Origin of the sequence: Arthrobacter sp. YAF17, assembly GCF_052113365.1 — a bacterium.
GTDB lineage: Bacteria > Actinomycetota > Actinomycetes > Actinomycetales > Micrococcaceae > Arthrobacter.
Genome location: NZ_JBFRDB010000013.1, coordinates 82,590 through 104,211 on the forward strand (window position 1 = coordinate 82,590; position 21,622 = coordinate 104,211).

At 68.3% G+C, this 21,622-nt stretch carries 21 protein-coding genes; 5 read left to right on the plus strand and 16 right to left on the minus strand.

From position 1 onward, the window contains the following. Window positions 1-3: 3 nt before the first annotated feature. On the minus strand, window positions 4-1,380 hold the full coding sequence (locus AB4Y67_RS12385; protein ID WP_441406077.1) for a homoserine dehydrogenase: 1,377 nt from the start codon (window positions 1,378-1,380) through the stop codon (window positions 4-6). Between the two features lie 175 nt (window positions 1,381-1,555). Between AB4Y67_RS12385 and otnK the strand changes: the two genes are divergently transcribed. From otnK to AB4Y67_RS12405, 4 genes are all read left to right on the plus strand, one after another. Next, the gene (gene otnK, locus AB4Y67_RS12390) at window positions 1,556-2,785 is read left to right on the plus strand and encodes a 3-oxo-tetronate kinase (protein ID WP_441406078.1); all 1,230 of its coding nucleotides are present in this window, start codon (window positions 1,556-1,558) and stop codon (window positions 2,783-2,785) included. Then, window positions 2,782-3,429 carry a class II aldolase/adducin family protein gene (locus AB4Y67_RS12395; RefSeq protein WP_441406079.1) on the plus strand — a complete coding sequence of 216 codons (648 nt, stop codon included), beginning with the start codon at window positions 2,782-2,784 and terminating at the stop codon, window positions 3,427-3,429. Before otnK ends, AB4Y67_RS12395 begins: the two co-directional genes overlap by 4 nt. Before the next feature lie 14 nt (window positions 3,430-3,443). Further along, a complete protein-coding gene (locus AB4Y67_RS12400) occupies window positions 3,444-4,274 on the plus strand; it encodes a DeoR/GlpR family DNA-binding transcription regulator (RefSeq protein WP_441406080.1) in 831 nt (276 codons plus the stop codon). 109 nt (window positions 4,275-4,383) lie between these two features. Then, window positions 4,384-5,217, plus strand: coding sequence for an alpha/beta fold hydrolase (locus AB4Y67_RS12405; RefSeq protein ID WP_441406081.1), 834 nt, complete (start codon window positions 4,384-4,386; stop codon window positions 5,215-5,217). Between the two features lie 84 nt (window positions 5,218-5,301). Here the strand turns inward: AB4Y67_RS12405 and AB4Y67_RS12410 are convergent, their stop codons facing one another. The 15 genes from AB4Y67_RS12410 to dacB form a co-directional block, all read right to left on the minus strand. Further along, window positions 5,302-6,804, minus strand: coding sequence for a DHA2 family efflux MFS transporter permease subunit (locus AB4Y67_RS12410; RefSeq protein WP_441406082.1), 1,503 nt, complete (start codon window positions 6,802-6,804; stop codon window positions 5,302-5,304). 205 nt (window positions 6,805-7,009) lie between these two features. Then, complete coding sequence (gene panC / locus AB4Y67_RS12415) at window positions 7,010-7,909, minus strand: pantoate--beta-alanine ligase (protein ID WP_441406083.1); 900 nt, start codon at window positions 7,907-7,909, stop codon at window positions 7,010-7,012. 15 nt (window positions 7,910-7,924) lie between these two features. Beyond that, complete coding sequence (locus AB4Y67_RS12420; RefSeq protein WP_441406084.1) at window positions 7,925-8,833, minus strand: Rossmann-like and DUF2520 domain-containing protein; 909 nt, start codon at window positions 8,831-8,833, stop codon at window positions 7,925-7,927. Continuing rightward, window positions 8,826-10,454 carry a PH domain-containing protein gene (locus AB4Y67_RS12425; RefSeq protein ID WP_441406085.1) on the minus strand — a complete coding sequence of 543 codons (1,629 nt, stop codon included), beginning with the start codon at window positions 10,452-10,454 and terminating at the stop codon, window positions 8,826-8,828. Before AB4Y67_RS12425 ends, AB4Y67_RS12420 begins: the two co-directional genes overlap by 8 nt. 81 nt (window positions 10,455-10,535) lie before the next feature. Further along, window positions 10,536-11,048, minus strand: a complete 513-nt coding sequence (locus AB4Y67_RS12430; RefSeq protein ID WP_441406086.1) for a PH domain-containing protein — start codon at window positions 11,046-11,048, stop codon at window positions 10,536-10,538. Further along, window positions 11,029-11,550, minus strand: coding sequence for a DUF3180 domain-containing protein (locus AB4Y67_RS12435; protein WP_441406098.1), 522 nt, complete (start codon window positions 11,548-11,550; stop codon window positions 11,029-11,031). The genes AB4Y67_RS12430 and AB4Y67_RS12435 overlap by 20 nt, the downstream gene beginning before the upstream one ends. Then, entirely contained in the window at window positions 11,550-12,077 is a 528-nt protein-coding gene (gene folK, locus AB4Y67_RS12440) for a 2-amino-4-hydroxy-6-hydroxymethyldihydropteridine diphosphokinase (RefSeq protein WP_441406087.1), read from the minus strand. Before folK ends, AB4Y67_RS12435 begins: the two co-directional genes overlap by 1 nt. Further along, window positions 12,074-12,442: a dihydroneopterin aldolase gene (folB, locus tag AB4Y67_RS12445; RefSeq protein ID WP_441406088.1), complete on the minus strand. Its 369-nt coding sequence runs from the start codon at window positions 12,440-12,442 to the stop codon at window positions 12,074-12,076. Before folB ends, folK begins: the two co-directional genes overlap by 4 nt. Window positions 12,443-12,457: 15 nt before the next feature. After that, window positions 12,458-13,390 (minus strand): dihydropteroate synthase, encoded by a 933-nt coding sequence (gene folP / locus AB4Y67_RS12450; RefSeq protein WP_441406089.1) that lies wholly within the window; start codon window positions 13,388-13,390, stop codon window positions 12,458-12,460. Between the two features lie 12 nt (window positions 13,391-13,402). Beyond that, window positions 13,403-14,044, minus strand: coding sequence for a GTP cyclohydrolase I FolE (folE, locus tag AB4Y67_RS12455; RefSeq protein WP_441406090.1), 642 nt, complete (start codon window positions 14,042-14,044; stop codon window positions 13,403-13,405). Window positions 14,045-14,053: 9 nt separating this feature from the next. After that, a complete protein-coding gene (ftsH, locus tag AB4Y67_RS12460) occupies window positions 14,054-16,120 on the minus strand; it encodes an ATP-dependent zinc metalloprotease FtsH (protein ID WP_441406091.1) in 2,067 nt (688 codons plus the stop codon). 270 nt (window positions 16,121-16,390) lie between these two features. Next, entirely contained in the window at window positions 16,391-16,942 is a 552-nt protein-coding gene (gene hpt, locus AB4Y67_RS12465; protein ID WP_069950289.1) for a hypoxanthine phosphoribosyltransferase, read from the minus strand. Between the two features lie 29 nt (window positions 16,943-16,971). Further along, the gene (gene tilS / locus AB4Y67_RS12470) at window positions 16,972-18,009 is read right to left on the minus strand and encodes a tRNA lysidine(34) synthetase TilS (protein ID WP_441406099.1); all 1,038 of its coding nucleotides are present in this window, start codon (window positions 18,007-18,009) and stop codon (window positions 16,972-16,974) included. Window positions 18,010-18,119: 110 nt separating this feature from the next. Then, the gene (locus AB4Y67_RS12475) at window positions 18,120-19,238 is read right to left on the minus strand and encodes a zinc-dependent metalloprotease (RefSeq protein ID WP_441406092.1); all 1,119 of its coding nucleotides are present in this window, start codon (window positions 19,236-19,238) and stop codon (window positions 18,120-18,122) included. Window positions 19,239-19,315: 77 nt separating this feature from the next. Further along, window positions 19,316-20,836, minus strand: coding sequence for a D-alanyl-D-alanine carboxypeptidase/D-alanyl-D-alanine endopeptidase (dacB, locus tag AB4Y67_RS12480; protein WP_441406093.1), 1,521 nt, complete (start codon window positions 20,834-20,836; stop codon window positions 19,316-19,318). A gap of 153 nt (window positions 20,837-20,989) precedes the next feature. On the opposite strand from dacB, the gene AB4Y67_RS12485 reads away from it, so the two are divergent. After that, window positions 20,990-21,478: an inorganic diphosphatase gene (locus tag AB4Y67_RS12485; RefSeq protein WP_441406094.1), complete on the plus strand. Its 489-nt coding sequence runs from the start codon at window positions 20,990-20,992 to the stop codon at window positions 21,476-21,478. Window positions 21,479-21,622: the final 144 nt, after the last annotated feature.

Below are 21,622 nucleotides of genomic sequence, written 5' to 3' on the forward strand. Positions count from 1 at the left end.
ACGTCATTGATTTACTCCGATCAGGTTGGTTTCGCGGGAGGCTCCCGCGAGGTAAAGGGCAAGGGCGCCGGCGTCCACGCCGTGAACGTCCTCAAGTCCGATGAGCTCGCCGCGGGCCACGGGGCGTGTCAGGCGGGCGCCGTCGAGCAGGTAGAACGGGGAGGCTTCGTGGTCTGTTGCGATCATTACCGGCGCCACGCCGGCAATCTCGTGATGGTGCCCCGCCACGGCCAGTCCGGTGCCGGCGGGAAGATCCCGGGTTGCGCGGCCGGCCAGGACCATGCCGGGCTGCGCGGCGGGAGCGGCGGCGCAGTCGACGGCGGCATGTACCGTCAACGGCGTCTCCACACCCATGTAGTGGTACGGCCAGTAGATGCACGCGTACTTGCCGTTCCGGCTGACAACGTGGCCCTTGCCGCGAAGGATCTCCCACGTCACCGGATCGCCAGTGCGGACAATGGCGAAGACCCCGCCCGCAAAGCTGGCCTCGCCGGGCAGCCGCAGGGCGGAGAAGACGTCCACCACGCCGTCGTTGTTGGTGATGCCGCCGTCCGCGCGTGCGGCGTAGATGTCGGCGAGCTCATCGATGCGGGCCACCGGGTAGTGCATCGCCTCGACGTCGGCCATCATGCCGGTGCGCATGGCCACCACCGTCATTTCGCACGAATCGGCGGCGGCTGCCCGCTTCAGGGAGCCGACGGCTGCGGCCCGCTTCTGCAGCGTTGCCGCGATGTCCTCACCGAGGTCCAGCAGCCCGGTCAGCTGCTGTGCGTCGATGGTCTCCCCGGCCTGCGTGACGCGGCCGGTTTCGGGGTTGAACTGGAGGTCATACTCCCCCGCTTTGCCGATCGCAACGATGTCGAGCCCGACGGCGCTGACCCAGTCCACGAGGCGCAGCAGGTTGGCGGGCTGGTCGCCGTCGCCCGGGAGGTAGCTGAGTCCCTTGCTGGCCGCCCGCGCGCCGAGCTCGACTCCGACGACAGTGTCGACCTCTTTGCTGACCATCACAACGTGGGTGTTGTTATTCAGTGCCGCCTCGGCGTAGGCAGAGCCGACGCCGACCCGGCCGCAGGCCTCGACCAGGACGTCGATGCCGGCCCAGTCCACAGCTTCAACGGACGCGATCAAGGCGATCCGGCCGTCGGCAACAATCTCCGCCGTCTGTGCGGGGTCGATGGAGCCGGCCGCGCGGTGGGCGGGAATACCCAGTTCAGCGAGCATTCGCAGCACGCCGTCGATGTCCGGATCGATCAGGATGGCGGGCAGGATTTCGGGAGTATGGGCCAGCTGGGCGAGGAACGTGCGTCCGTAACCGCCGTTAGCCCCGGTCAGGGCTACGCGGATGGGATCTCGTCGTCGAGCGCGGTGAGGGAGGATCACGGTTGGTTCCAAATCTTCGTGCGACGTCCGACTTTCGAACGTGCCGTGGATCACTGTGACACACATTCTAAATTCGTACAAGAACGTACCAAAGTTTAACAAACCGTATCGCTCGAGTGTTACAGTCGATTCCGACCACCGCCGCCTGGACGGGCTGGTCCAGAAAGGAATCAAAGTGCTTGGAATCATCGCTGATGACTTCACCGGCGCCACGGACGTAGCCACTATGCTCCGGCGCTCTGGTCATCGAGTGGCCGTCGTCATCGAGGACGGCACCCCCGCCCCGGAACAACTGGCCAAGCTGGACGCCGTCGTCGTCGCGTTGAAGAGCCGGTCCGGATCGAAGGACGCCGCAGTGGCCGCTTCACTTAGTGCGCTCCACCGCCTCCGCGCCTGGGGCGCGAACCGCTTCTACGTGAAGTACTGCTCGACTTTTGATTCCACGGCCGAAGGAAATATCGGCCCGGTTCTCGACGCAATCACAGAGGAACTCGGTGTGCGGACCTGCGTTGTGGTGCCCTCGCTCCCGGCCAACCATCGCACCGTCTACAACGGCCACCTCTTCGTGGACGGCGAGCTTCTCGAAAACTCGTCCATGCGCCACCACCCGCTCACCCCCATGACCCGCTCCCGCGTCGCCGACCTGTTGCGCCCGCAGACGCGCCATCCTGTCGGTGAAGTAATGCACGGGACTGTGCGCAGAGGGCATGCCGCGCTCCGCTCCGCCATTGACGCCGCAGAGTCCCGCTATGTTGTGGTGGACGCCATTGACGACGAAGACCTCGCGACCATCGGTACTGCGACGGCGGATGACTTGCTTATGTCCGGAGGCTCCGGGTTGGCCCTTGGCATCACCGGACCCGGAGGGGCCGCGGATGCCTGGTCGCCGCCGGCCCGTGGACGCGGTGCCATCCTCTGCGGCAGCGTGTCCCGCGCCACGCTGGCCCAGATCGCGCACGCCGCCCGCACGCAGCCGGTACGCCAGATCGACGTCCACGCCGCAATCGCTAATCCCGATGCGGCGGCCGCCGAGCTCGCCGCCTGGGTCGTCGCGCAGCCGCCTGGCTCCACGCCCGTTGTGTGCGCCGCACGCGACCGCGCCGATGTCCGCCCCCGCGTCGACGGCGTTGAGACCGCCCCCGTCATCGAACGTGTGCTGACACAAGTAGCGAGCCTGCTCATAGGGCAAGGAACCGTCGCGGGCCTGATAGTCGCCGGCGGCGAGACCAGCGGAGCTGTTGTGCGCGGACTGGACATCCAGACGCTGCAGATCGGCCCCGAAGTGGCCCCCGGGGTGTGCTGGTCCGCAGCGGAAGCCGGCGGACGTACAGTCGCCCTCGCACTCAAGAGCGGCAACTTCGGCGAGGACGATCTCTTCACTTCGGCTTGGGAGCGCTTGGCATGAATGTCCGGAAGCAACTCATCGCAGCAGGACGCAGCCTCGTCGACATGGGCCTGAGCCCCGGGGCCACGGGCAACCTGAGCATCAGGGACGGGGACACAATCCTCGTGACCGGCACCGGCGCGTCCCTGGGCCGCCTCACCGAGGCGGACATCGCGGAGATTTCGCTCGCAGGTGTTCACCTCGGCGGTGCCCGGGCGTCGAAAGAGACCCCCCTGCATGTCGGTTTCTACGGTCGCGGGGAGGAGCACCAGGCGATCGTCCATCTGCATTCGCCGCAGGCCGTCGCCCTGTCTTGCCGCAGCCCCTGGTCCGGAGTCAACGCCGTCCCGCCGCTGACCCCGTACTTCGTTATGCGGGTCGGGCAGACCCCCCTGCTGCCGTACCGGCATCCGGGTGACGCCGCCCTCGGGGACGACATCCGGCTGGCTCGGGGACCCTTCCGTGCTGCACTGCTCGCCAACCACGGGTCCGTTGTGTCCGGCAGGGACCTGGGTGACGCCGTCGAACGCGCAGCCGAACTGGAGGAAGCGTGCCGGATCGCGCTCCTGACCGAAAACTCCCCGCGCCGCGAACTCACCCCCGATCAGATCCGGGAGCTCGCTGACCGGTGGGACAGTCCCTGGACGCATTCTCCGGTAGATTGACCCGGGAGGCACCATTGGCAAAGTCAACATCCCTGATTCCCGAGCAGCGCAGGCAGCAGATTCTTGAGCACCTGCGTGCCCACGGAGTGCTCAGTTACCGGGAGCTCACCGAACTGCTCGGCGTCAGCCACATGACCGCCCGCCGCGACGTCGCGGCTCTCGCCGACGAGGGCAAGGTCCAGGTGACGCAGGGCGGCGTCCTGGCCGTCACCAAGCTGCTGCAGGAACCGCGCCGCTCCGTGAAGGAAGCAGCTGATCTGACGGCCAAGGCGGCGATCGCCCGCCATGCCGCAGACCTGGTCTCCGACTCCATGACCGTCTACCTTGATGCCGGCACCACGGTCCAGGCGATGAGCCCCTACCTTCAGGACCGCAAAGACCTCACGATCGTCTCCAACGATTTGGCCACAGCGACGTCCTTCCTGGACCAGCCCGGGGTCGATCTGATCTGTGTTGGTGGCCGGGTCGACCGGGACAACAAGTCCATGATCGGCCGGCTCGCCGCGCTCACACTGGCCGAGCTGTCCTTGGATATTGCTTTTCTGTCATCCAGTTCCTGGGACATCCAGCACGGAGTAACGACGCCGGTAGAGGCCAAGATCGACCCGAAGCGTGCCGCCATGGCTTCTGCCGAGACAACCGTGTTGCTGGCGGACAGCAGCAAGTTCGGGCGCTACGCGAAATACCGCGTCCTTGCCTTGGAGGAGCTTGACCTCATTGTCAGCGATGCAGGGCTGAGCGAGACTGCCGCGCAGCAGATTCACGGGCTGGGCGTCGACGTCGTCCGGGCGGGCACGAAGCCTTCCGGCGCCGCGGCGGACAACTGGCAGAACACGGCAAACTGATGCCACTCTCGGCGCGTATCCTCCGGCCGGGCCCTGCCTCCTCCCCCGCTTCGGGCTGTCCGCCAGCGCCCTACTACGCCGTAGCTGCAGCCTCGGCTAGGCTCGGAGCATGACCCGCGAGAACATCAGAACCCCCGACGGCGGAACGATCGAGCTTTTCAGCACGGGTGCCGAGCTTGCCTCGGCGGGCTCCGGCGTCGTCGTCGTTCCGGCGTCAATGGTGACCGCCGCCGACTACACCCGCTTCGCGCAGAAGCTCAGCGCGTCCCTGGGCCGCCCGGTGCACACCTTCAACCGCCGCGGCCGCGGCAGCTCCTCGCCGCAGCCGGAGGACTACACCCTCGACGTGGACATCCATGACCTCGATGCGGTGATGAAGCACACCTCCAGCACGGACGTTTTCGGGCACAGCTTCGGCGGCGCGGTGGCGCTGCACGCTGCCCGCACCCTGCCGGTGGAACGCCTCGCCGTGTACGACCCCGCCGTCTCCGTGAACCACAGCGTCACCGCCGACTGGACCACCGAATACGAGAAGGCGACGGCGGCCGGCGACGACGACCGCGCCCTCGCCGTCCTGCTCAGGGGCCTCGAAACCGGCAGCGCCCTGTCCCGGATGCCCCTGTCCATGCTGACCCTGGCGAACAAACTGGCCGCCGGCACCCCCCTGGGCAAGCAGATGCGCGAGCTCATGAAGACCGGCGTCCGGGAGATCAAAGCCATCATCGCCGCGGACATGCCGGCCGAGCCGTTCCTGGAATTGCCGCTGGAAACACTGATCATTGTCGGCGAGAAGAGCCCCGCGTACTTTGGTGTGGCCTGCGCCCAGATCCACGAGGTGCTCTCCGGCTCCAGCTACATGATCCTGCCGGGCATGGGACACGACGGCGTCAACAAGGCACCGGACAAGCTCATCACCGCGCTCAGCGAGTTCTTCGCCAGCTAGGCTGCGTCAAACAACGCGGGGTCATTTGTCGCCCATTCCGGAGCTCCGGATGGGCGGCGAATGACCCCGCGTTGGGTCAACCGGTCAGTGGGCCGCGGCGTGCTCCGCTGCGGGGTGTTCGACGGCGGCGGTCTTGCGCATCATGGCGGCCAGCACGACGGCGGCGACGGCGATGACCGACGCCGTGAGGAACGCCGCGTGCATGCCCGCGACCATTCCGGAACCGGCGGACACCACCGCGAAGATCGAGACGAGCAGCGCCGTTCCGGCGGCCCCGGCCACTTGCTGCAAGGTGCTCATGATGGCGGAGCCGTGGGAGTACAGATGCGGCGGCAGCGGGTTCAGCCCGGTGGTGAACGCCGGTGTGAAGATCAGGGCCAGTCCCAGGCTGAGGCCCACGTGCAGCGCGATGATCCACCCGACCGGGGTGCCGGCGTCGAGCCGGGAGAACTGGAAAAGTGCCAGCACCAGCATTGACGAGCCGGTGACGGTCAGCGGCAGCGGGCCCACCTTGTCGAAGAGGCGTCCGATGAACGGTCCCAGCAGCCCCATTGCGAGGCCTCCGGGGAGCAGGGTCAACCCTGTTTCCAGGGACGACAGCCCGCGGACTTCCTGGAGGTACAGCGGCAGGAGGATCACTGCGCCGAAGAGGGCGATCATGGCCACCACGAGCAGCAGCACGGACACCGTGAACATCCTGAACGTGAAGGCGCGCAGGTCCAGCAGGGGCGCCGCGGTCTTCTGCAGCCGCAACTGGCGGAGGACAAACGCCACCATGGAGATGACGCCCACGGCCAGGGCAATGATGGCGGGCGAGCCCGGGCCGCCCTCGCCTCCGCCGATCTGGCTGAGGCCGTAGACCAGCCCGCCAAACGCGGGGACGGTCAGCAGCACGGACAGGAGGTCAAGCCGGGTCTTCTCCTTTTCGCCGATGTTCGTCAGGAACCGAGCGCCGATGGCGAAGGCGGCCAGGGCGATCGGGAGGACAAAGACGAACATAAAGCGCCAGGAGAAGTGCTCAAGGATCAGCCCGGAAACGGTGGGGCCCATTGCCGGAGCCACGGAGATGGCGATGCTGACGTTGCCCATCACGAAGCCGCGGCGTGTCACCGGGACCAGGGTCAGGATGGTGGTCATCAGCAGGGGCAGCATGATGGCGGTGCCGCCGGCCTGGATGATCCGGGCGAGCAGGAGGATTTCGAATCCCGGGGCCAGCGCCGCGAGCAGCGTGCCGCCGGAGAACAGGCCCATGGCCAGCATAAAGACGGCGCGGGTGGACAGCCGCTGCAGGATGAAGCCGGTCGTGGGGATCACGATCGCCATCGTGAGCATAAAGCCGGTGGACAGCCACTGCACGGTGGGTGCCGTGACCCCCAGATCCACCATCAGCCGCTGCAGGGCGACGTTCATGATGGTCTCGTTCAGGATCACCACAAAGGTGGCCACCAGCAGGGTGGCGATGACGGTAACCGATTCGCGGGACATCTTCGCTGGGAGTGCGGCACCCCCGCCGGCAACCTGGGGCGGCGCGGCCGGCGAGGTCTGCACGGGATCGCCGGGAGTCTGTGAAGAGACGTCTGTAGACATAGGGGTTCCCTCAGGGAGTTTTGAAGTGGGGTCCTGCGGCGTTGACCGCTACTGAAAATGCTAACCGGGGATCCGCCGCGGTAATTCCCGACGGTGGAGAAAAATTCCTGCGGCCCCAAATACAACGCGGGGTCAGCTGCGGTCCATGGAAAGCCTCGGCATGGGCCGCGTCTGACCCCGCGTTGCAGTGGAGGTGGGGGGTGGCTCAGGAGTCCAGCGGGACGTTGTCGATCAGGCGGACCGGGCCCACCTTGGCCGCGATGAGGGCCAGGCCCTGTCCGCGGAACGGCGTGTCCCGGCAGTTCTCGGCGAGCGGTTCGAGGGTGGCGAGGTCCACCACGTCGAGATAGTCCAGTTCCACGAGCGGCTGGGACTCCACGAGCGCCTGCACGGACTCCAGGTCCAGCGGCTGGTGGGCGTTGGCCCGTTCCTCGATCAGGCGCAGGGCCCGTGAGAGCACCAGGGCCGCCTCGCGTTCCTCGGCGGAGAGGAAACGGTTGCGGCTGGACAGCGCCAGCCCGTCCGCCGACCGCACAATCGGCACCGGGATGATCTCCACGGGGAAGTTCAGGTCGGCAACCATGCGCTGGACCAGGGCCAGCTGCTGGGCGTCTTTCTGGCCGAAGTACGCCCGGTAGGCCGGCACTTCGGCGCCCGCCGCCGCGCCGGGCATTCCGTAATGCAGCAGCTTGGCCACCACGGTCAGGGCGCCGTCGAAGTGCCCAGGGCGGGAGGCGCCTTCCCACTTCCCGGCCATCGGACCCCCGCTGATCCGGACCAGGGGTTCCCCGCCGGGATAGACCTCGTCGACATCCGGCGCGAACACCAGGTCCACGCCCACGGCATCAAGGAGTGCCAGATCCGCGTCCAGGGTCCGCGGGTACCGGTCCAGGTCCACGGCCTCGCCAAACTGCAGCGGGTTCACGAAGATACTGACCACCACCACGTCGTTCTGCTCGACGGCGGTGCGCGCCAGCTCGGCGTGGCCTTCGTGCAGGGCGCCCATGGTGGGCACCAGGCCCTGCGAGGTGCCGCCTTTCTCCTTGAGCAGACGGGCGCTTTCGGCACGGAGCCGGGCAGCCGTGGTCACGAGTTGGATCGCCAAAGTTTTGGACCTTCCTTAGGGTTGCCGGCCGTCGTCGCCGGGGCCCTCGAGCGCCTGCGCGATGACGTCGAGCTGCTCCGGCTTCAGCAGTCCGCGGCGTCCTGCCCGGCGGGCTGTCGCCCGGGCCATGGCCAGGTACGCCTCCAGAATATCGCCGCCGGCCCCGCCGTCGTGCTCCCGCAGGGTTTCGGCGTGCGCGGCCACGGTGCCCGCATCGCCGCGGGCCACCGGCCCGGTCAGGGCTGATTCGCCTGAGGCCAGGGCGTTCTCCAGGGTCGCGCGCAGCAGCGGGCCAAGCATGCGTTCGGGGGCTTCGACGCCGACCTCCCGGAGCAGCTGTGAGGCCTGCGCCACGAGGGTGACCAGGTGGTTTGAGCCGTGGGCGAGGGCCGCGTGGTAGAGCGTCCGGTCGGCCTCCGCGATGGCGACGGGCTCCGCTCCCATTTCCACCACGAGGGCCTGCGCGATGGGCAGCATGGCAGCGTCCGCCGTGACGCCGAAGGTGCAGTCCAGCAGCCGGGTCAGGTCCAGGCTCATCCCGGTGAAGGTCATCGCGGGGTGCAGCGCCAGCGGGACGGCCCCGGCGGCGCGGACCGGATGCAGGATTCCGACGCCGAAACGGCCGGACGTGTGGGCCACCAGCTGGCCGGGCTGCCAGGCGCCGAGCTTGGCCAGGCCCTCGACGAGCGGGCCGAGCGCATCGTCGGGGACGGCCAGCAGCACCAGTTCGGCCCGTTCGACGATGTCCTGCACGTCCAGCACCGGGACGCCGGGTAGCAGGGTTTCCGCGCGTTCGCGGCTGGCGTCCGAGACCGCCGAGACACCGATGACGGCGTGCTCCGCGCCGCGCAGCGCAGCCCCCAACACGGCGCCGACCTTCCCGGCGCCGACGATTCCGATGCCGAGTCGTCCTGGTTTAGCCATGCTGACGGTCGTCCTGCCTGTCGGGTTCTGCGGTGTGGGTGGGTTCTGCGGTGTGGGTGGGTTCTGCGGTGTGGGAGGGTGCTGCGGTTGCGGTGGGTGCTGCGGTATTGGTGGGTTCCGGCGCGAGTGCCCGGACCTGGTCCAGCCAGTGCTCGCTGGTCTGCCGCTTGCGCGCGGCCCGGGCACGGGCCGCCTGCGCGTCCAGCAGGGCACGCCCCTCATCGAGGCCGGCCTGGATGAGGCGCGGGGACACGGGCCCGGCCGTGGTGTGCAGGACCAGATCCGCGACGCGGAAGCGCCGCGCCAGGGGGCCCTGCTCCAGCGACATGGATTGGGTGCGCTGGTGCGGGACCACCACGAGGTGGCGCCACCAGCGGCCCGAGCGGATCAGCAGGGCCGTGTCGGTGGAGGTGAAGCCGTTGCGGCGCCAGCCCAGGGGTGCCAGCAGCCTGGCCCGCCGCGGGGTGGTGACGAAACCGGCGTCGTCTGTTCGCGATGCAACCGCCGGAACCCCGCCCGGGCCGGCAAGGCCGGTAATGCCGGCCCTGAAGACCGCCACCGGGTCCGGGGTGCCCGGGTCGGGCAGGACGAGGGAGAGCATGGTGAGGACGTCGGGGAATGTCCCCACCGGCAGGAGCGTGGTCCGGGACGAGCTTTCGCCGTCGCTTCCCGCCGCACCGTAGCCGGCCACATTGACCTGGATCCGGTACCAGCCGAAGATCCGCCAGAGCGGCGGCTGGCTGACCCGCAGCGCCTGGATCCGGCCCGGCGGCAGGGTCTGCGCCTGCGTGTCGAGCAGCCCGTAGCGCAGCCGGATTCCGTCCGGCGAAATGGCTGCGGTGAAGTTGTAGCCCCGGTTAATGGCGTTCCAGTACGCGGCCGCCATGCCCAGCAGGGCCGGGATCAGGAAAAGGTAGAAGCTGCGGTTCTCGGTCAGGGCCGAAAGCACCACGGAAACAACGCCGCCGACGACGATGAACACACTTTGCTCGCTCAGCACCAGTGACCCGATGAGGCGCCGCGGCGGGACGGTCAGGACGGCGTGTTCGGGCGCCTCCGCGGCTGCCTCGCCGGGGTGCGCGGGGTCCGGCACCACGCCGGCGGCACGGGCCAGGATCGCGGCGCGGAGCTGCCGTGCCTCGTCCATGCGGAGATAGGCGAGCCGCACCGCAGATTCCCCGGCGTCGGCCACCTCGAACTTCAGCTCGGCCAGCCCGAAGATCCTGGCGAGCAGGGGCTGCACGATGTCGATCGCCTGGACACGGTCCAGCCTGGCCTGCCGCTGCTGTTTGAAGAGGAAGCCCGTGTTCAGCCGGACATAGCCTTCCGCCACCTGGTAGCGGGTGAAGTACCAGCTCAGGATGTAACCGAGGACGGTGAGCAGCAACAGCACGCCGCCGCCCAACAGCAGCCATGGCGCCCGGCCCGCGAGCTGCTCATCGATCAAGGGCCCGCCCCGGAGCAGCCGCTCGAAAGTATCCCGGAAGAAGAAGAATCCAATGGCGGCCAGCGCCACCCAGCCGCGCACAAAGGGTGAGGCGGGGTGCACACGCAGCCACGCACCGTCCGCGGTTCCGGCCTCGGCCCCGGCAGCGGCCTCCGGGGCAGCGCCCGGCTTCACCCGGACCCCTTCCCTGCGCCGGCCTTCACTGCTGTGCCTTCACTGCGTGGCCTGCACTGCGCGGCCTGCACGGCGAACCCGTCACAGCCCGGCCAGCCGGGCTTCACCGCGGGCGGAGAGCTGCTCGCGGAGCCGCGCGCCTTCCGCTGCGGGCAGGCCCGGGATTTCCGCGCTGGTGCCGGCGGAGGCGGTGTGCAGTTTCAGCGTGCACAGCCCCAGCCCGCGTTCCACCGGACCCGCGCCGATGTCCACATACTGCATGCGGCCGTAGGGGACCACGAGCGTGCGCTGGAAGAAGATGCCGCGGCGGATGAGCAGGTCATCCTCGCGCTCGGCGTATCCGATGGCCCGCACCTGGCGGGGAATGAGCAGCAGCCGCCACAGGGCCAGGACAAGCATCACCGCCGGGATGGCAATGGCCAGCCAGAGCGGGAAAGACTTCCACCAACCGTTGAGGACAAGGATCAGGGGAAGGCACAGCAACCCGACGACGATGAGGTTGGCCAGGGCCCAGCTGGCGAGCCGTACCGTGACGTACTTTGGTGAGACGCGCAGCCACGAGATGCCCGGAGGATCAATCGCCTCGGTATGCATATTCGCCTTCCGACTTGGGCTTGCGCTGTTCCTGCCGGCCCGGAGCCGACTCGCCCTCGCCGTCCTCGGGGGGTATCCGGCAGAACCGTTCCACCGTCAGGCCAACCACAATCATCATCAGGCCGCCGCCGGCCATGATCAGGGCCTGCCAGGCGAGGGTCTGGTCGCTGCGCAGGTTCCAGAGCCGCAGCTGGTCAACGAAGATCCCGACGTGCCAGCCCAGCAGCACGCTGCCGGTATAGGCGCAGGCCTGGGCAAGGACCAGGGTCCAGGCGGCCAGGATGGGGTTGAGCATTTTCTTCTTGTTGCCGTTCCGCCAGCGGCGGACCCTGATGCCCAGCACGAGCGTGAGCACCACGATCACACCCATCGTGATGAGCCCGTTGAGCGGCAGCACGGGGGTGTTCAGGCCGTAGCGGGTGGTCAGCACTGCGGCGAGCCAGCCGAGGACCCCCACGGCGGAGCCGATCACAAGCAGGGTCAGGGGGTTGGTCAGCTTCATCATTCCACCGCTCCGGCCACGCCGTGGAGGTTTTCGAAGCCGTCGAAGGGCACGAGGTCGGCGAAGTCCGCGGCCCTGGCGGCCAGCTCGCCCACGCGTTCGCCGTCGAGCTCGGCCGCGGGGTCAATGAGCGACCACGGGTGCAGCACGAACGCCCGCTGCGCCGCCCGCGGGTGGGGCAGCGTCAGGTCCGGGTCGGAGCTGACCAGGTCCCCGTAGGTGATGATGTCGACGTCGAGCGTCCGGGGTCCCCAGTGCACTTCGCGGACGCGGAGGTGTTTTTGCTCCACGGCGTGGCAGTGCTGCAGCAGCTCCTGGGGCGTCAGCGTGGTCTCCACGGCGATCACCATGTTGAGGAAGTCCGGCTGGCCGGAGGGCCCGCCGACGGCTTTCGTCTGGACGATCGGCGAGATCGCAAGCAGCCGGACCTCGGGCGGGTCAACGATGTCCGCGACCGCGGCCGAGAGGGTGTCGCTGCGCGCCCCCAGGTTGCTTCCGAGCGCGAGGACGGCCCGGGTGTAGTTCATGGCTGCTCCTGCCGGGTCCGCCGGACGCTGACGGAGACGTCGCCGAACTCGACTTCGATCGGAGCCTTGGGCTTGTGCACCGTGATGTCCACCGCGGCGACGGGGAACTTCCGCAGCACGTCCTCGGCGATCCGCACGGCCAGCGCCTCGATCAGGTTCAGCGGCTCTCCCGTGATCCAGCCCCGGATGCACTCTGCCACTTCACCGTAGTGCGCGGTGTCGAGCACGTCGTCGGAGGCGGCGGCGCGGCTGAAGTCCAGGTGCAGTACGGCGTCGACGACGAACGGCTGGCCGTTGCGCCGTTCGAAATCAAAGACTCCGTGATGGCCGACGGCGGTGACGCCGCTCAGCGTGATCTGGTCCATGGGTGGTCTGTCGGTTCAGCCGTGGCCGGCGGCAGCCGGCAGGGCCGGAATCATGCGGGCGGCGGTTTTGACGGCGTCGAGGCTGGGACCGACGTCGTGCACGCGGACTGCCCACGCGCCCCGGTAGGCGCTGATGGCGGTCACGGCGGCCGTGGCGGCGTCGCGTTCGGCCGGCGGGGCGGCCTTGCCCGCCACGGTCAGGAGGCTGCCGAGGAAGCGCTTGCGGGAGGCCGCCACCAGGACCTTGTGGCCCATGGCCTGCAGGACGTCCAGGCGCTGGAGGAGTTCCCAGTTCTGCTCCTCGTTCTTCGAGAAGCCCAGGCCCGGATCCAGGATGATTTGTTCGGGGGCGACGCCGGCCGCGTACAGCTTTTCGCGGACTCCGGCCAGTTCGGCGGCCACTTCGTCCGCGACGTTCCCGTATTCCGCCAGGGAGTCCATCGTGACGGCATTGCCGCGGCGGTGGGTGAGGATGTACGGGGCCTTGCTGCGGGCCACGAGCCCAGCCATCTCCGGCTCCATGCTCAGGCCGGAAACGTCGTTGATGATCGCGGCCCCGGCGTCGAGGGCGGCCGCGGCGGTGGCGGCGTGCGTCGTGTCGATGCTGACCAGGGCACCGGCCTTGACCAGGGCCTGGATCACCGGCACGACCCGCTGCTGCTCTTCCTCGGCGCCGACCTCGGCTGCTCCCGGGCGGGTGGACTCGCCGCCGACGTCGATGATGTCCGCTCCGGCGTAGAACATCCGCAGGCCGGCCGCGATAGCCGTGTCCGCGGTGGCGTGCTTGCCGCCGTCGCTGAAGGAATCCGGGGTGACGTTCAGGATCCCCATCACGAGCGTCCGGTCCGTGGGGAGATCCTTGAATTGCGCTGCCGGGCGCGACTTGCGCAGGACGGGCAGGGGCGAGGTCGCGGGTCCGGTTCCGGGGGCTGCGGCGAGGGAATCCATAATTCTGTGTTCTTACCTTCCGATGATGAGGCTCATGGCTTCGGCACGGGTGGCCGGGTCATGGAGTTGCCCGCGTACCGCGCTGGTGACGGTCTTGGCGCCGGGCTTGCGGATGCCGCGCATCGACATGCAAAGGTGTTCGCATTCGACGACGACAATGGCGCCGCGCGGCTTGAGGTGGGCGACGAGGGCTTCGACGATCTGGGTGGTCAGGCGTTCCTGGACCTGGGGACGGCGGGCGAACATGTCCACCAGCCGCGCGAGTTTGCTCAGCCCGGTGACCTTTCCGTCATGCGAGGGAATGTAGCCTACGTGGGCGACCCCGTGGAACGGCACGAGGTGGTGTTCGCAGGTGGAGTAGAAAGGAATGTCCTTGACCAGGACGAGTTCCTCGTGGTCCAGGTCGAACTGGGTGGCCAGGATTTCCGCGGGATCGTGGTGGAGCCCGGCGAACATCTCGGTGTAGGCCTTGGCGACCCGCTTCGGGGTGTCCAGGAGCCCGCTGCGGTCCGGGTCCTCACCGATGGCCAGCAGGATCTCGCGGACTGCCGCCTGGATCCGGGCCTGGTCCACGACGGTGCCGGGACCGGACCCTCCCGCCGCCAAATCATCGGTGGCGGGAGCGTCGTCGTCGTCATTGAAGAAAGAAGTCACTGAAGAAGCCTAGCCGGGATGGCCATCGGTCCCGAGATCCGTTACACCGCCCTGGAACGAATCCTGTCCGGCAACGCCCTGGGCGTGCGGCGGCAGGGCGTCCAGCGGTTCCTCGAGTCGGGCTTCCTTGGCTTCTTCCTGCGCTTCGCGTTCGGCCTTTTCCATGCGCGATTCGACCGGGCCGATTTCCTGGATCGGACGGGTCTCCTTGGAGAGCCAGATCTCGCGGAAATCGCGCTTCCGGATCTGGGTGAAGACCTGGGCGATTTCGGCCTGGTTCAGCGTTTCGCGTTCCAGCAGTTCGAGGGCCAGCTCATCGAGGACGTCGCGGTTCTCGGTCAGGATGGCGTAGGCCTCGTCGTGGGCGCCCTCGATCAGGCGGCGTACTTCCTCGTCAACAATGTAGGCGATCTGGTCGGAGTAGTTGCGCTCGTGGCCGGCGTCGCGGCCCAGGAAGGGCTCGCCGCCGCCCTGGCCGAGCCGCACCGCGCCCACACGCTCGCTCATGCCGAACTCGGTTACCATCTTGCGGGCGATCCCGGTGGCCTTTTCGATGTCGTTGGACGCGCCGGTGGACGGGTCGTGGAAGACGAGCTCCTCTGCGACGCGGCCGCCCATGGCGTAAGCCATCTGGTCGAGCAGTTCGTTGCGGGTGACGGAGTACTTGTCGTTTTCCGGGACCACCATGGTGTAGCCCAGGGCACGGCCGCGGGGCAGAATGGTGATCTTGGTGACCGGTGCCGAGTTCCGCAGCGCCGCGGCCACCAGGGCGTGCCCGCCTTCGTGGTAGGCGGTGACCTTGCGTTCGTGTTCCTTCATGACCCGGCTGCGCTTTTGCGGGCCGGCCATCACGCGGTCAATCGCCTCGTCGAGGGCGCGGTCGTCGATCAGGTTGGCGTTGGAGCGGGCGGTCAGCAGGGCGGCCTCGTTGAGGACGTTGGCGAGGTCCGCGCCGGTGTAGCCGGGGGTCTTTTTGGCCACGGCCTTCAGGTCGACGTCGGGAGCCATCGGCTTGCCCTTGGCGTGGACCTTGAGGATCTGGTCGCGGCCGATCAGGTCGGGGGCTTCGACGGAAATCTGCCGGTCGAAGCGGCCCGGACGCAGCAGCGCCGGGTCGAGGACGTCGGGGCGGTTGGTGGCAGCGATGAGGATGACGTTCGTCTTGACGTCGAAGCCGTCCATTTCGACCAGCAGCTGGTTGAGGGTCTGCTCGCGTTCGTCGTTGCCGCCGCCGATGCCGGCGCCGCGGTGGCGGCCGACGGCGTCGATCTCGTCCACGAAGATGATGGCCGGTGAGTTGGCCTTGGCCTGCTCGAACAGGTCGCGGACGCGGGAGGCGCCGACGCCGACGAACATTTCCACGAAGTCGGAACCGGAGATCGAGAAGAAGGGGACGCCGGCCTCGCCGGCGACGGCGCGGGCCAGGAGGGTCTTGCCGGTGCCGGGAGGGCCGTAGAGCAGCACGCCCTTGGGGATTTTGGCTCCGACGGCCTGGAACTTGGCCGGTTCCTGGAGGAATTCCTTGATCTCTTCGAGTTCCTCCACGGCTTCGTCGGCTCCGGCGACGTCGCTGAAGGTCACCTGGGGCATGTCCTTGTTGACCATCTTGGCTTTGGACTTGCCGAACTGCATGACCTTGGAGCCGCCGCCCTGCATGCGGGAGAGCAGGAACCAGAACAAGACGCCAAGGAGGAGGACCGGGATCAGGAGGGAGAACAGTCCGGCGAACCAGTTGTTCTCGACCGGCTGGTCGGTGTAGCCGCTCGGGGGCCGGGAGTCGGTGACAGCCTTGACCACATCGGCGGCGCGGGCGTTGACGTAGTAGAACTGGATGTTCTTGCCCTTGTCCTGGCCGTCAACCTGCAGGTTGTCCTTCAGGACCAGGTCCACACGGTTTTCCGCATCGAAGATCTTGGCCTGTTCGACCTTGCCGCCGTCGGTCAGCAGCGCGAGACCCTTGTCGGTGTCGATTCGGGCGGAGCCGCCCGGGGACAGGGTGGCAAAAGCCAGCAGGAGCATGCCGATGACAACGACAATCCAGATGCCCGGGCCCTTGAAGAAACTCTTAGCTTTCATCTGATCGGGGCAGGCCCCGTCCCTCCTGGTAGTGCTGCACGGCGACCGATCTGCGCGCGTGTGGTGCTGCGTCAGCTTCTAGCTATACACCGTCGCTGTAAGTCACGCACGGTGTAGTCCAAAAGTTCCCTGAGGGCGTAGCGGAGCCGGGCAGAACCGGCCGCTGGCCGGACGTTGGCCGGACGTTGGACCGGCCGGCGGCAGGAGCAGCCACCGGCCGTTGGACGGGCCGGGGGCCGGACCATTCCGGCCGGACGGGGCGGCCGTCTGCTACTCGTAAACGTGCGGCGCCAGGGTGCCGACGAAGTCCAGGTTGCGGTACTTCTCGGCGTAGTCCAGGCCGTAGCCCACAACGAACTCGTTGGGGATGTCGTAGCCGACGTATTTGACGTCGATCTGGACCTTTGCGGCCGTGGGCTTGCGGAAGGCGGTGCAGATTTCCACCGACGCCGTGCCGCGTGATTCCAGGTTGGTCTTGAGCCAGGACAAGGTCAGGCCGGAGTCGATGATGTCCTCGACGATCAGCACATCCTTGCCCATGAGGTCCGTGTCGAGGTCCTTGAGGATCCGGACCACGCCGGAGGACTGGGTGCCGGAACCATAGGACGAGACGGCCATCCAGTCCATTGAAACGTGGCTGTGAAGGGCGCGGGCGAGGTCAGCCATGACCATCACGGCGCCCTTGAGCACGCCGACGATCAGCAGATCGCGGCCTTCGTAGTCCTTGTCGATCTGGGCAGCGAGTTCGGTGATCCGTGACTGGATCTGCTCCTTGGAGTACAGAACGTGCTTGAGATCTGCCTGGACGTCGTTTGAATCCACCAATAACTCCTGTGTAGATGCGGGGGCGACTATATTTGGGGCGGTTTTTGAGGCCGGAATACAAGCTTCCCACAGCGGGACGCTTCGCGGGGAACCCCGCCGGGGCCGGGCTGCCCCTCGGCGAGGAGCTGCGCGAGCGAGAGCCGGTAGACGCTGACCCCGCCGGGGAGCTCCACGGGGCCGGCCGATCCCTGCCTGCGGAGGAGTGCTTCCGCGGCCAGCAGGCGCTGGTAGCTAGGCTGCTGGCCTCCGACGGCGGCCGCTGCTTTAGCGATGACACGGAACCTCACGGCCGGCGCGAGTTCGCGCAGGGCCTCCTCCGGGAGGCTGATGACGGCCCCGGACTGTTCCCGGAGCCGGAGATAGGCGTCTTCCGCCACGTCTTCGAGGTAGTCGGCGTCAAGCTGCAGGATGGCGGCAGTCCGCGCGAGCGATTCGGCAACCCCCGGGCCCAGCTTCTCCTCCAGCAGCGGCAGCACCTCCACGCGGGTCCGCGACCTCGCAAATGAGGGATCGGCGTTGCTCGGATCGTGCCAGGGGTGGAGGCCCTCGACGTCGCAGATCGCCAGGGTGTCCGCGCGCCGCAGTCCCAGGAACGGCCGCAGCAGGCGGTCCCGGACGGGCCGCATTCCCGCCAGGGAGCGCGTGCCGGAGCCGCGGGCGAGGCCGAGCAGGACCTGTTCGGCCTGGTCGTCAAGGGTGTGGCCGAGCAGGATTGCCCCGGCGCCGGCGCCGTCGGCGGCGGCTTCGAGGGCGGCGTGGCGGGCGTCCCGGGCCGCCGCCTCAGGTCCCATGCCGGTGGAGGCGACGTCGACGGCCCTGACTTGCACGGGCGCGAGCCCCAGTTCCCGCAACGCCACCGCGGTGGCGGCGGCGACGTCGGCGGAACCGGGCTGCAGCTGGTGGTCCACGACGACGGCACCCACGGAAACTGGGTGGCCGTCCACGTGCCCGCGGCGGGCGAAGTAGGCGGCGACGGCGGCGAGGGCCAGCGAGTCGGGCCCGCCGCTGCAGGCGACCAGGACCCGTTCCGGGTAGCCCGCAGCGGAGAGCGCGTCCTGCAGCATTTTCCGCGCGGTGCCGACGACGGGTGCGAGCCTGCCCGGCCGGCGCCTTCCGCTGGAAACCTGGCCGCCGGAAACCTGTCCGTCGGATACGGGACCGGATGTCACGGGAACTAGTGCCCCATCCGTTCGAGCCAGAGCCTGGAATCGTGGATTTCGGCCTCGCTCGGCAGGTGGTCCGCGGACTCCCAGACCTTGTTGAAACCTTGCATGCCGGCCACGTCCACCACTTCGCGGACAAACTTCGCGCCGTCGCTGTACTGGCGCATCTTGGCGTCCAGTCCCAGCAGGTTGCGGATGAACTTTTCGATCACGCCGCGCTCCGTGGCCCGGGAATTGAAGCGCTGCCGGATGGTCTTCACGGACGGCACGATGCTGGAGTCGACGGCGTCCATCACCACGTTGGCGTGGCCTTCGAGCAGGCTCATCAGGGCGGTCAGGCGTGAGATCGCGGCCTTTTCCTCGGGGTTCTGCAGCAGGTCGAGGATGGCGCCACGGCTCGGGGCGGTTCCGGACGCGGTTCGGTCCTTGAGCGATTTCGCCGCGGCGGAGGCCCGCTCCATCAGGGAATCGACGTTGCCGAGCAGCTGGCCGCTGAGGTTCTCGATCTCGTCCAGCATGTGGTGCCGCAGCCAGGGCGCGGCGGCGAACTGCACGCGGTGGGTCTGTTCGTGGAGGCAGACCCACAGCCGGAAGTCTTCGGGTTCGACGTTGATTTCACGCTCGACGGAGATGATGTTCGGCGCCACGAGGAGCAGGCGTCCGGCGGCGGGGGCCGCGGAGTTTACGGCGAGCGCGGAGAAGGGATCGTACTGGCCCAGGACCTTGCTGGAGAGGAAGGCGAGGATGGCGCCGAGCTGGCTGCCCGTGATGGCGCCGCTGACGCTGGYCGCGCCGGGGTTCAGCGTGCCGCGGCGGCCCTCGAGCATTTTCTCCATCGCGGGCTGGAGCATGACGGCGAAGCTCTGGGTGTTGGCCTTGGACCAGGAGGCCCGGTCCACGACGAGGACCGAGGAATCACGCAGGTCGCGGGCGGCTTCCAGTCCGGTGATGTCGTGGACGTGCGGCACGGAAATGTCCGCCATGAGCCGCAGATTGTCGACGGCGGCACCGATCTCGGCCGCCCCCAGGGTGGGCCCGGCAGGCGTGAGGCGGGCGGCGGTGGAAGCGGCGAGCTCCCAGTTGATGAGGGCTTGGGCTTGGGCTGATGTCTCGCGGGCAGAGGACTCCATAGGTCCCATCAGATCACAAGGGCCTGACAATCCGCCTTAAATTCGTCGGGCGGCGAACGCCGGCGGGTTCATCGCCCTCAGCGGCAGCCGCAGCCGGCCAGGACGGCCGCGGTACGGTCCAGCGCCGTCTTGTTCGCCGCCCCGGGGGTCAGGCCGTTGCCGATGAAGGAGAACACCAGAAGCCGGCCGTCGGCGTCCACCACGTAACCGCTCAGCGCGATCACCGTGTTCAACGTGCCAGTCTTGGCCCGGACCAGTCCGGCGCCGCGGGCCGTGGTGGCGTCCATGTAGCGGTCCCCCAGGGTTCCGGTAAGCCCGGCGACCGGGAACCCGGCCAGCCCGGCGCGCAGCCGCGTGTCCGCACCCGAGGTGATGGCCCGGACCACTTCGGAAAGCTGTCGGGCGGAGACCTGGTTGGCCAGCGCCAGTCCGGAGACGTCTGCGGCGCTCAGCGTGTCGGCGGGGATCTGCAGTTGTTCGAGCTGCTCCAGCACCGCCGCGACCGCGCCCTCGTTGCTGCCGGGCTTCCCGGCCGCGAGCGCAGCCATCCGGCCGACCACCTCGGTGAGGTAGTTGTCCGAGGTGCGCAGGAGCAGGTCCACCTGCTCGCCCACGGTGGCGGACTGGACCTCGGCCAGAACCCTGGCGGCACCGGTGTCCGAACTACCACCGCCTGTTCCGCCGCCGGGTGCCGTCCCGGCGGGAACCCGCACGACGCCGGGTGCCACCGTCAGCCCCGCGGCGGCGGCCGCCGTCGCGAGCCGGGCGGAGAACGCCTCGGCGGCGCTCATGGCGGCGTCCTGCGGGCGCGGTCCGGTGGTCTTGGCCGGGTCGAAGCGGGCCGAGTTCAGTGCCAGGGGGAACAGCGGGGCCACCTCACCGGCGGCGACGTCCTCCGGGCTCCAGGCCGGGTTCAGCGGGGGGCCGGTGAAGAGGGAGTCGTCCAGCATCACCGTCAGGGGGCCGGTGACGCCGTCGTCCTGCAGGGCGCGGACTGTCGCCTGTGCCAGGCTGGCGAGCCCGGCCCGGCCCAGCACCGCACCCGGGACTGATTCGCCCGCGCCGAGAAGTACATCGCCGCCGCCGGTCAGCACCACGGATCCTGGAGCGGCGCCTGCCACTGCCCTGGTGCTGAAGCGGCGTTCCGGGCCGAGCGTCCGCAGCGCGGCGGCGGCCGTGAGGAGCTTCATGTTGGAGGCGGGAACGCGGACCTGGTCGCCGGAACGGTCGAAGAGGACCTCTCCCGTGGCGGCGTCCTGCACCACCCCCGTGAAGCTTCCGGCGCCGTCGACCTTTAGCGTTTCGTTGAGTTGTGCGGCGAGGGAGCCGGGCTCCGGGACGGGGGCCGCGGCAGTGAGCGGTTCGATCCCGTCCGTTGTGCCGCCGCCGGCGGCCAGTGTGCCGGGGGCCTGGTGCCAGGCCGGGGCGGGCTGTGCCGGGTTTGCGGGGGTTTGGGGGCCGAGGAAGGCCGGTGCGGCGGCCATGCCCGCGGGGAGGGCGACGGCCACCACCAGCAGGGTCTGGAGCAGCAGCGGGAGGCTCCGCCGCACCGGCCCGGAGATCGGGGCCATGCCTGCGCGGATCGTTCTGCGTTTCATGCTGCTGCTGGTCCTTTAGTCCTGAAATGTCCCCACTAGTTCCTGAAACCAGGGCCTCTCGCTATATCCTCAATAGTAGTCGGCGGCACCGGCACTGCTTTTTGGAGATGTCACGGGTGCCGCGAACCCCCTGAATTCGTCAAGGAGCAGTCCATGAAGCATGACGTGACCATCGAGATCCCCAAGGGATCACGCGTCAAGTACGAAGTCGACCACGAAACGGGCCGCGTCCGCCTGGACCGCGTCCTGTTCACCTCCATGCAGTACCCCACGCACTACGGTTTCTTCGAGAACACCCTCGGTGAAGACGGCGATCCGCTGGACGCCCTGGTGCTGCTGCAGGACTTCGACCTGCACCCCGGCGTGATCGTTGAATCCCGCCCCATCGGCGTGTTCAACATGACCGACGACGGCGGCGGAGACGCGAAGGTGCTCTGCGTGCCGGCCGACGCCCGCTTCGATCACATCAACGAGATCAGCGACGTCAGCGAGTTCCTGATCAAGGAAATCGAGCACTTCTTCACCCGCTACAAGGACCTGGAGCCGGGCAAGTGGGTCAAGGCCGAGGGCTGGGGCGACCGCGCCGCCGCCGAGGCCGAGCTCGAGGCATCCATCAAGCGCTTCGTTCCGCACACGCACTAACGATCCTCAACTCCAACGCGGGGTCACTTGCCGCCCATAAATCCCCCTCAAAGTCAATTGGTCGTTGCAACAACTGGGTTTAGGCCGCGGTGGCAATGAGTTGGCGCATGCGTTGTTTGGGGGTCTCGAGGTTGAGCGTGGGAC

Excerpts from the sequence above, each read along its gene's own strand:
- AB4Y67_RS12395 (WP_441406079.1), top strand. The coding sequence starts at position 2,782 with ATGAATGTCCGGAAGCAACTCATCGCAGCAGGACGCAGCCTCGTCGAC.
- AB4Y67_RS12405 (WP_441406081.1), top strand. The coding sequence starts at position 4,384 with ATGACCCGCGAGAACATCAGAACCCCCGACGGCGGAACGATCGAGCTT.
- AB4Y67_RS12410 (WP_441406082.1), bottom strand. The coding sequence starts at position 6,804 with ATGTCTACAGACGTCTCTTCACAGACTCCCGGCGATCCCGTGCAGACC.
- AB4Y67_RS12420 (WP_441406084.1), bottom strand. The coding sequence starts at position 8,833 with ATGGCTAAACCAGGACGACTCGGCATCGGAATCGTCGGCGCCGGGAAG.
- AB4Y67_RS12430 (WP_441406086.1), bottom strand. The coding sequence starts at position 11,048 with ATGCATACCGAGGCGATTGATCCTCCGGGCATCTCGTGGCTGCGCGTC.
- AB4Y67_RS12435 (WP_441406098.1), bottom strand. The coding sequence starts at position 11,550 with ATGAAGCTGACCAACCCCCTGACCCTGCTTGTGATCGGCTCCGCCGTG.
- folK (WP_441406087.1), bottom strand. The coding sequence starts at position 12,077 with ATGAACTACACCCGGGCCGTCCTCGCGCTCGGAAGCAACCTGGGGGCG.
- folB (WP_441406088.1), bottom strand. The coding sequence starts at position 12,442 with ATGGACCAGATCACGCTGAGCGGCGTCACCGCCGTCGGCCATCACGGA.
- folP (WP_441406089.1), bottom strand. The coding sequence starts at position 13,390 with ATGGATTCCCTCGCCGCAGCCCCCGGAACCGGACCCGCGACCTCGCCC.
- ftsH (WP_441406091.1), bottom strand. The coding sequence starts at position 16,120 with ATGAAAGCTAAGAGTTTCTTCAAGGGCCCGGGCATCTGGATTGTCGTT.
- tilS (WP_441406099.1), bottom strand. The coding sequence starts at position 18,009 with ATGCTGCAGGACGCGCTCTCCGCTGCGGGCTACCCGGAACGGGTCCTG.
- dacB (WP_441406093.1), bottom strand. The coding sequence starts at position 20,836 with ATGAAACGCAGAACGATCCGCGCAGGCATGGCCCCGATCTCCGGGCCG.
- AB4Y67_RS12485 (WP_441406094.1), top strand. The coding sequence starts at position 20,990 with ATGAAGCATGACGTGACCATCGAGATCCCCAAGGGATCACGCGTCAAG.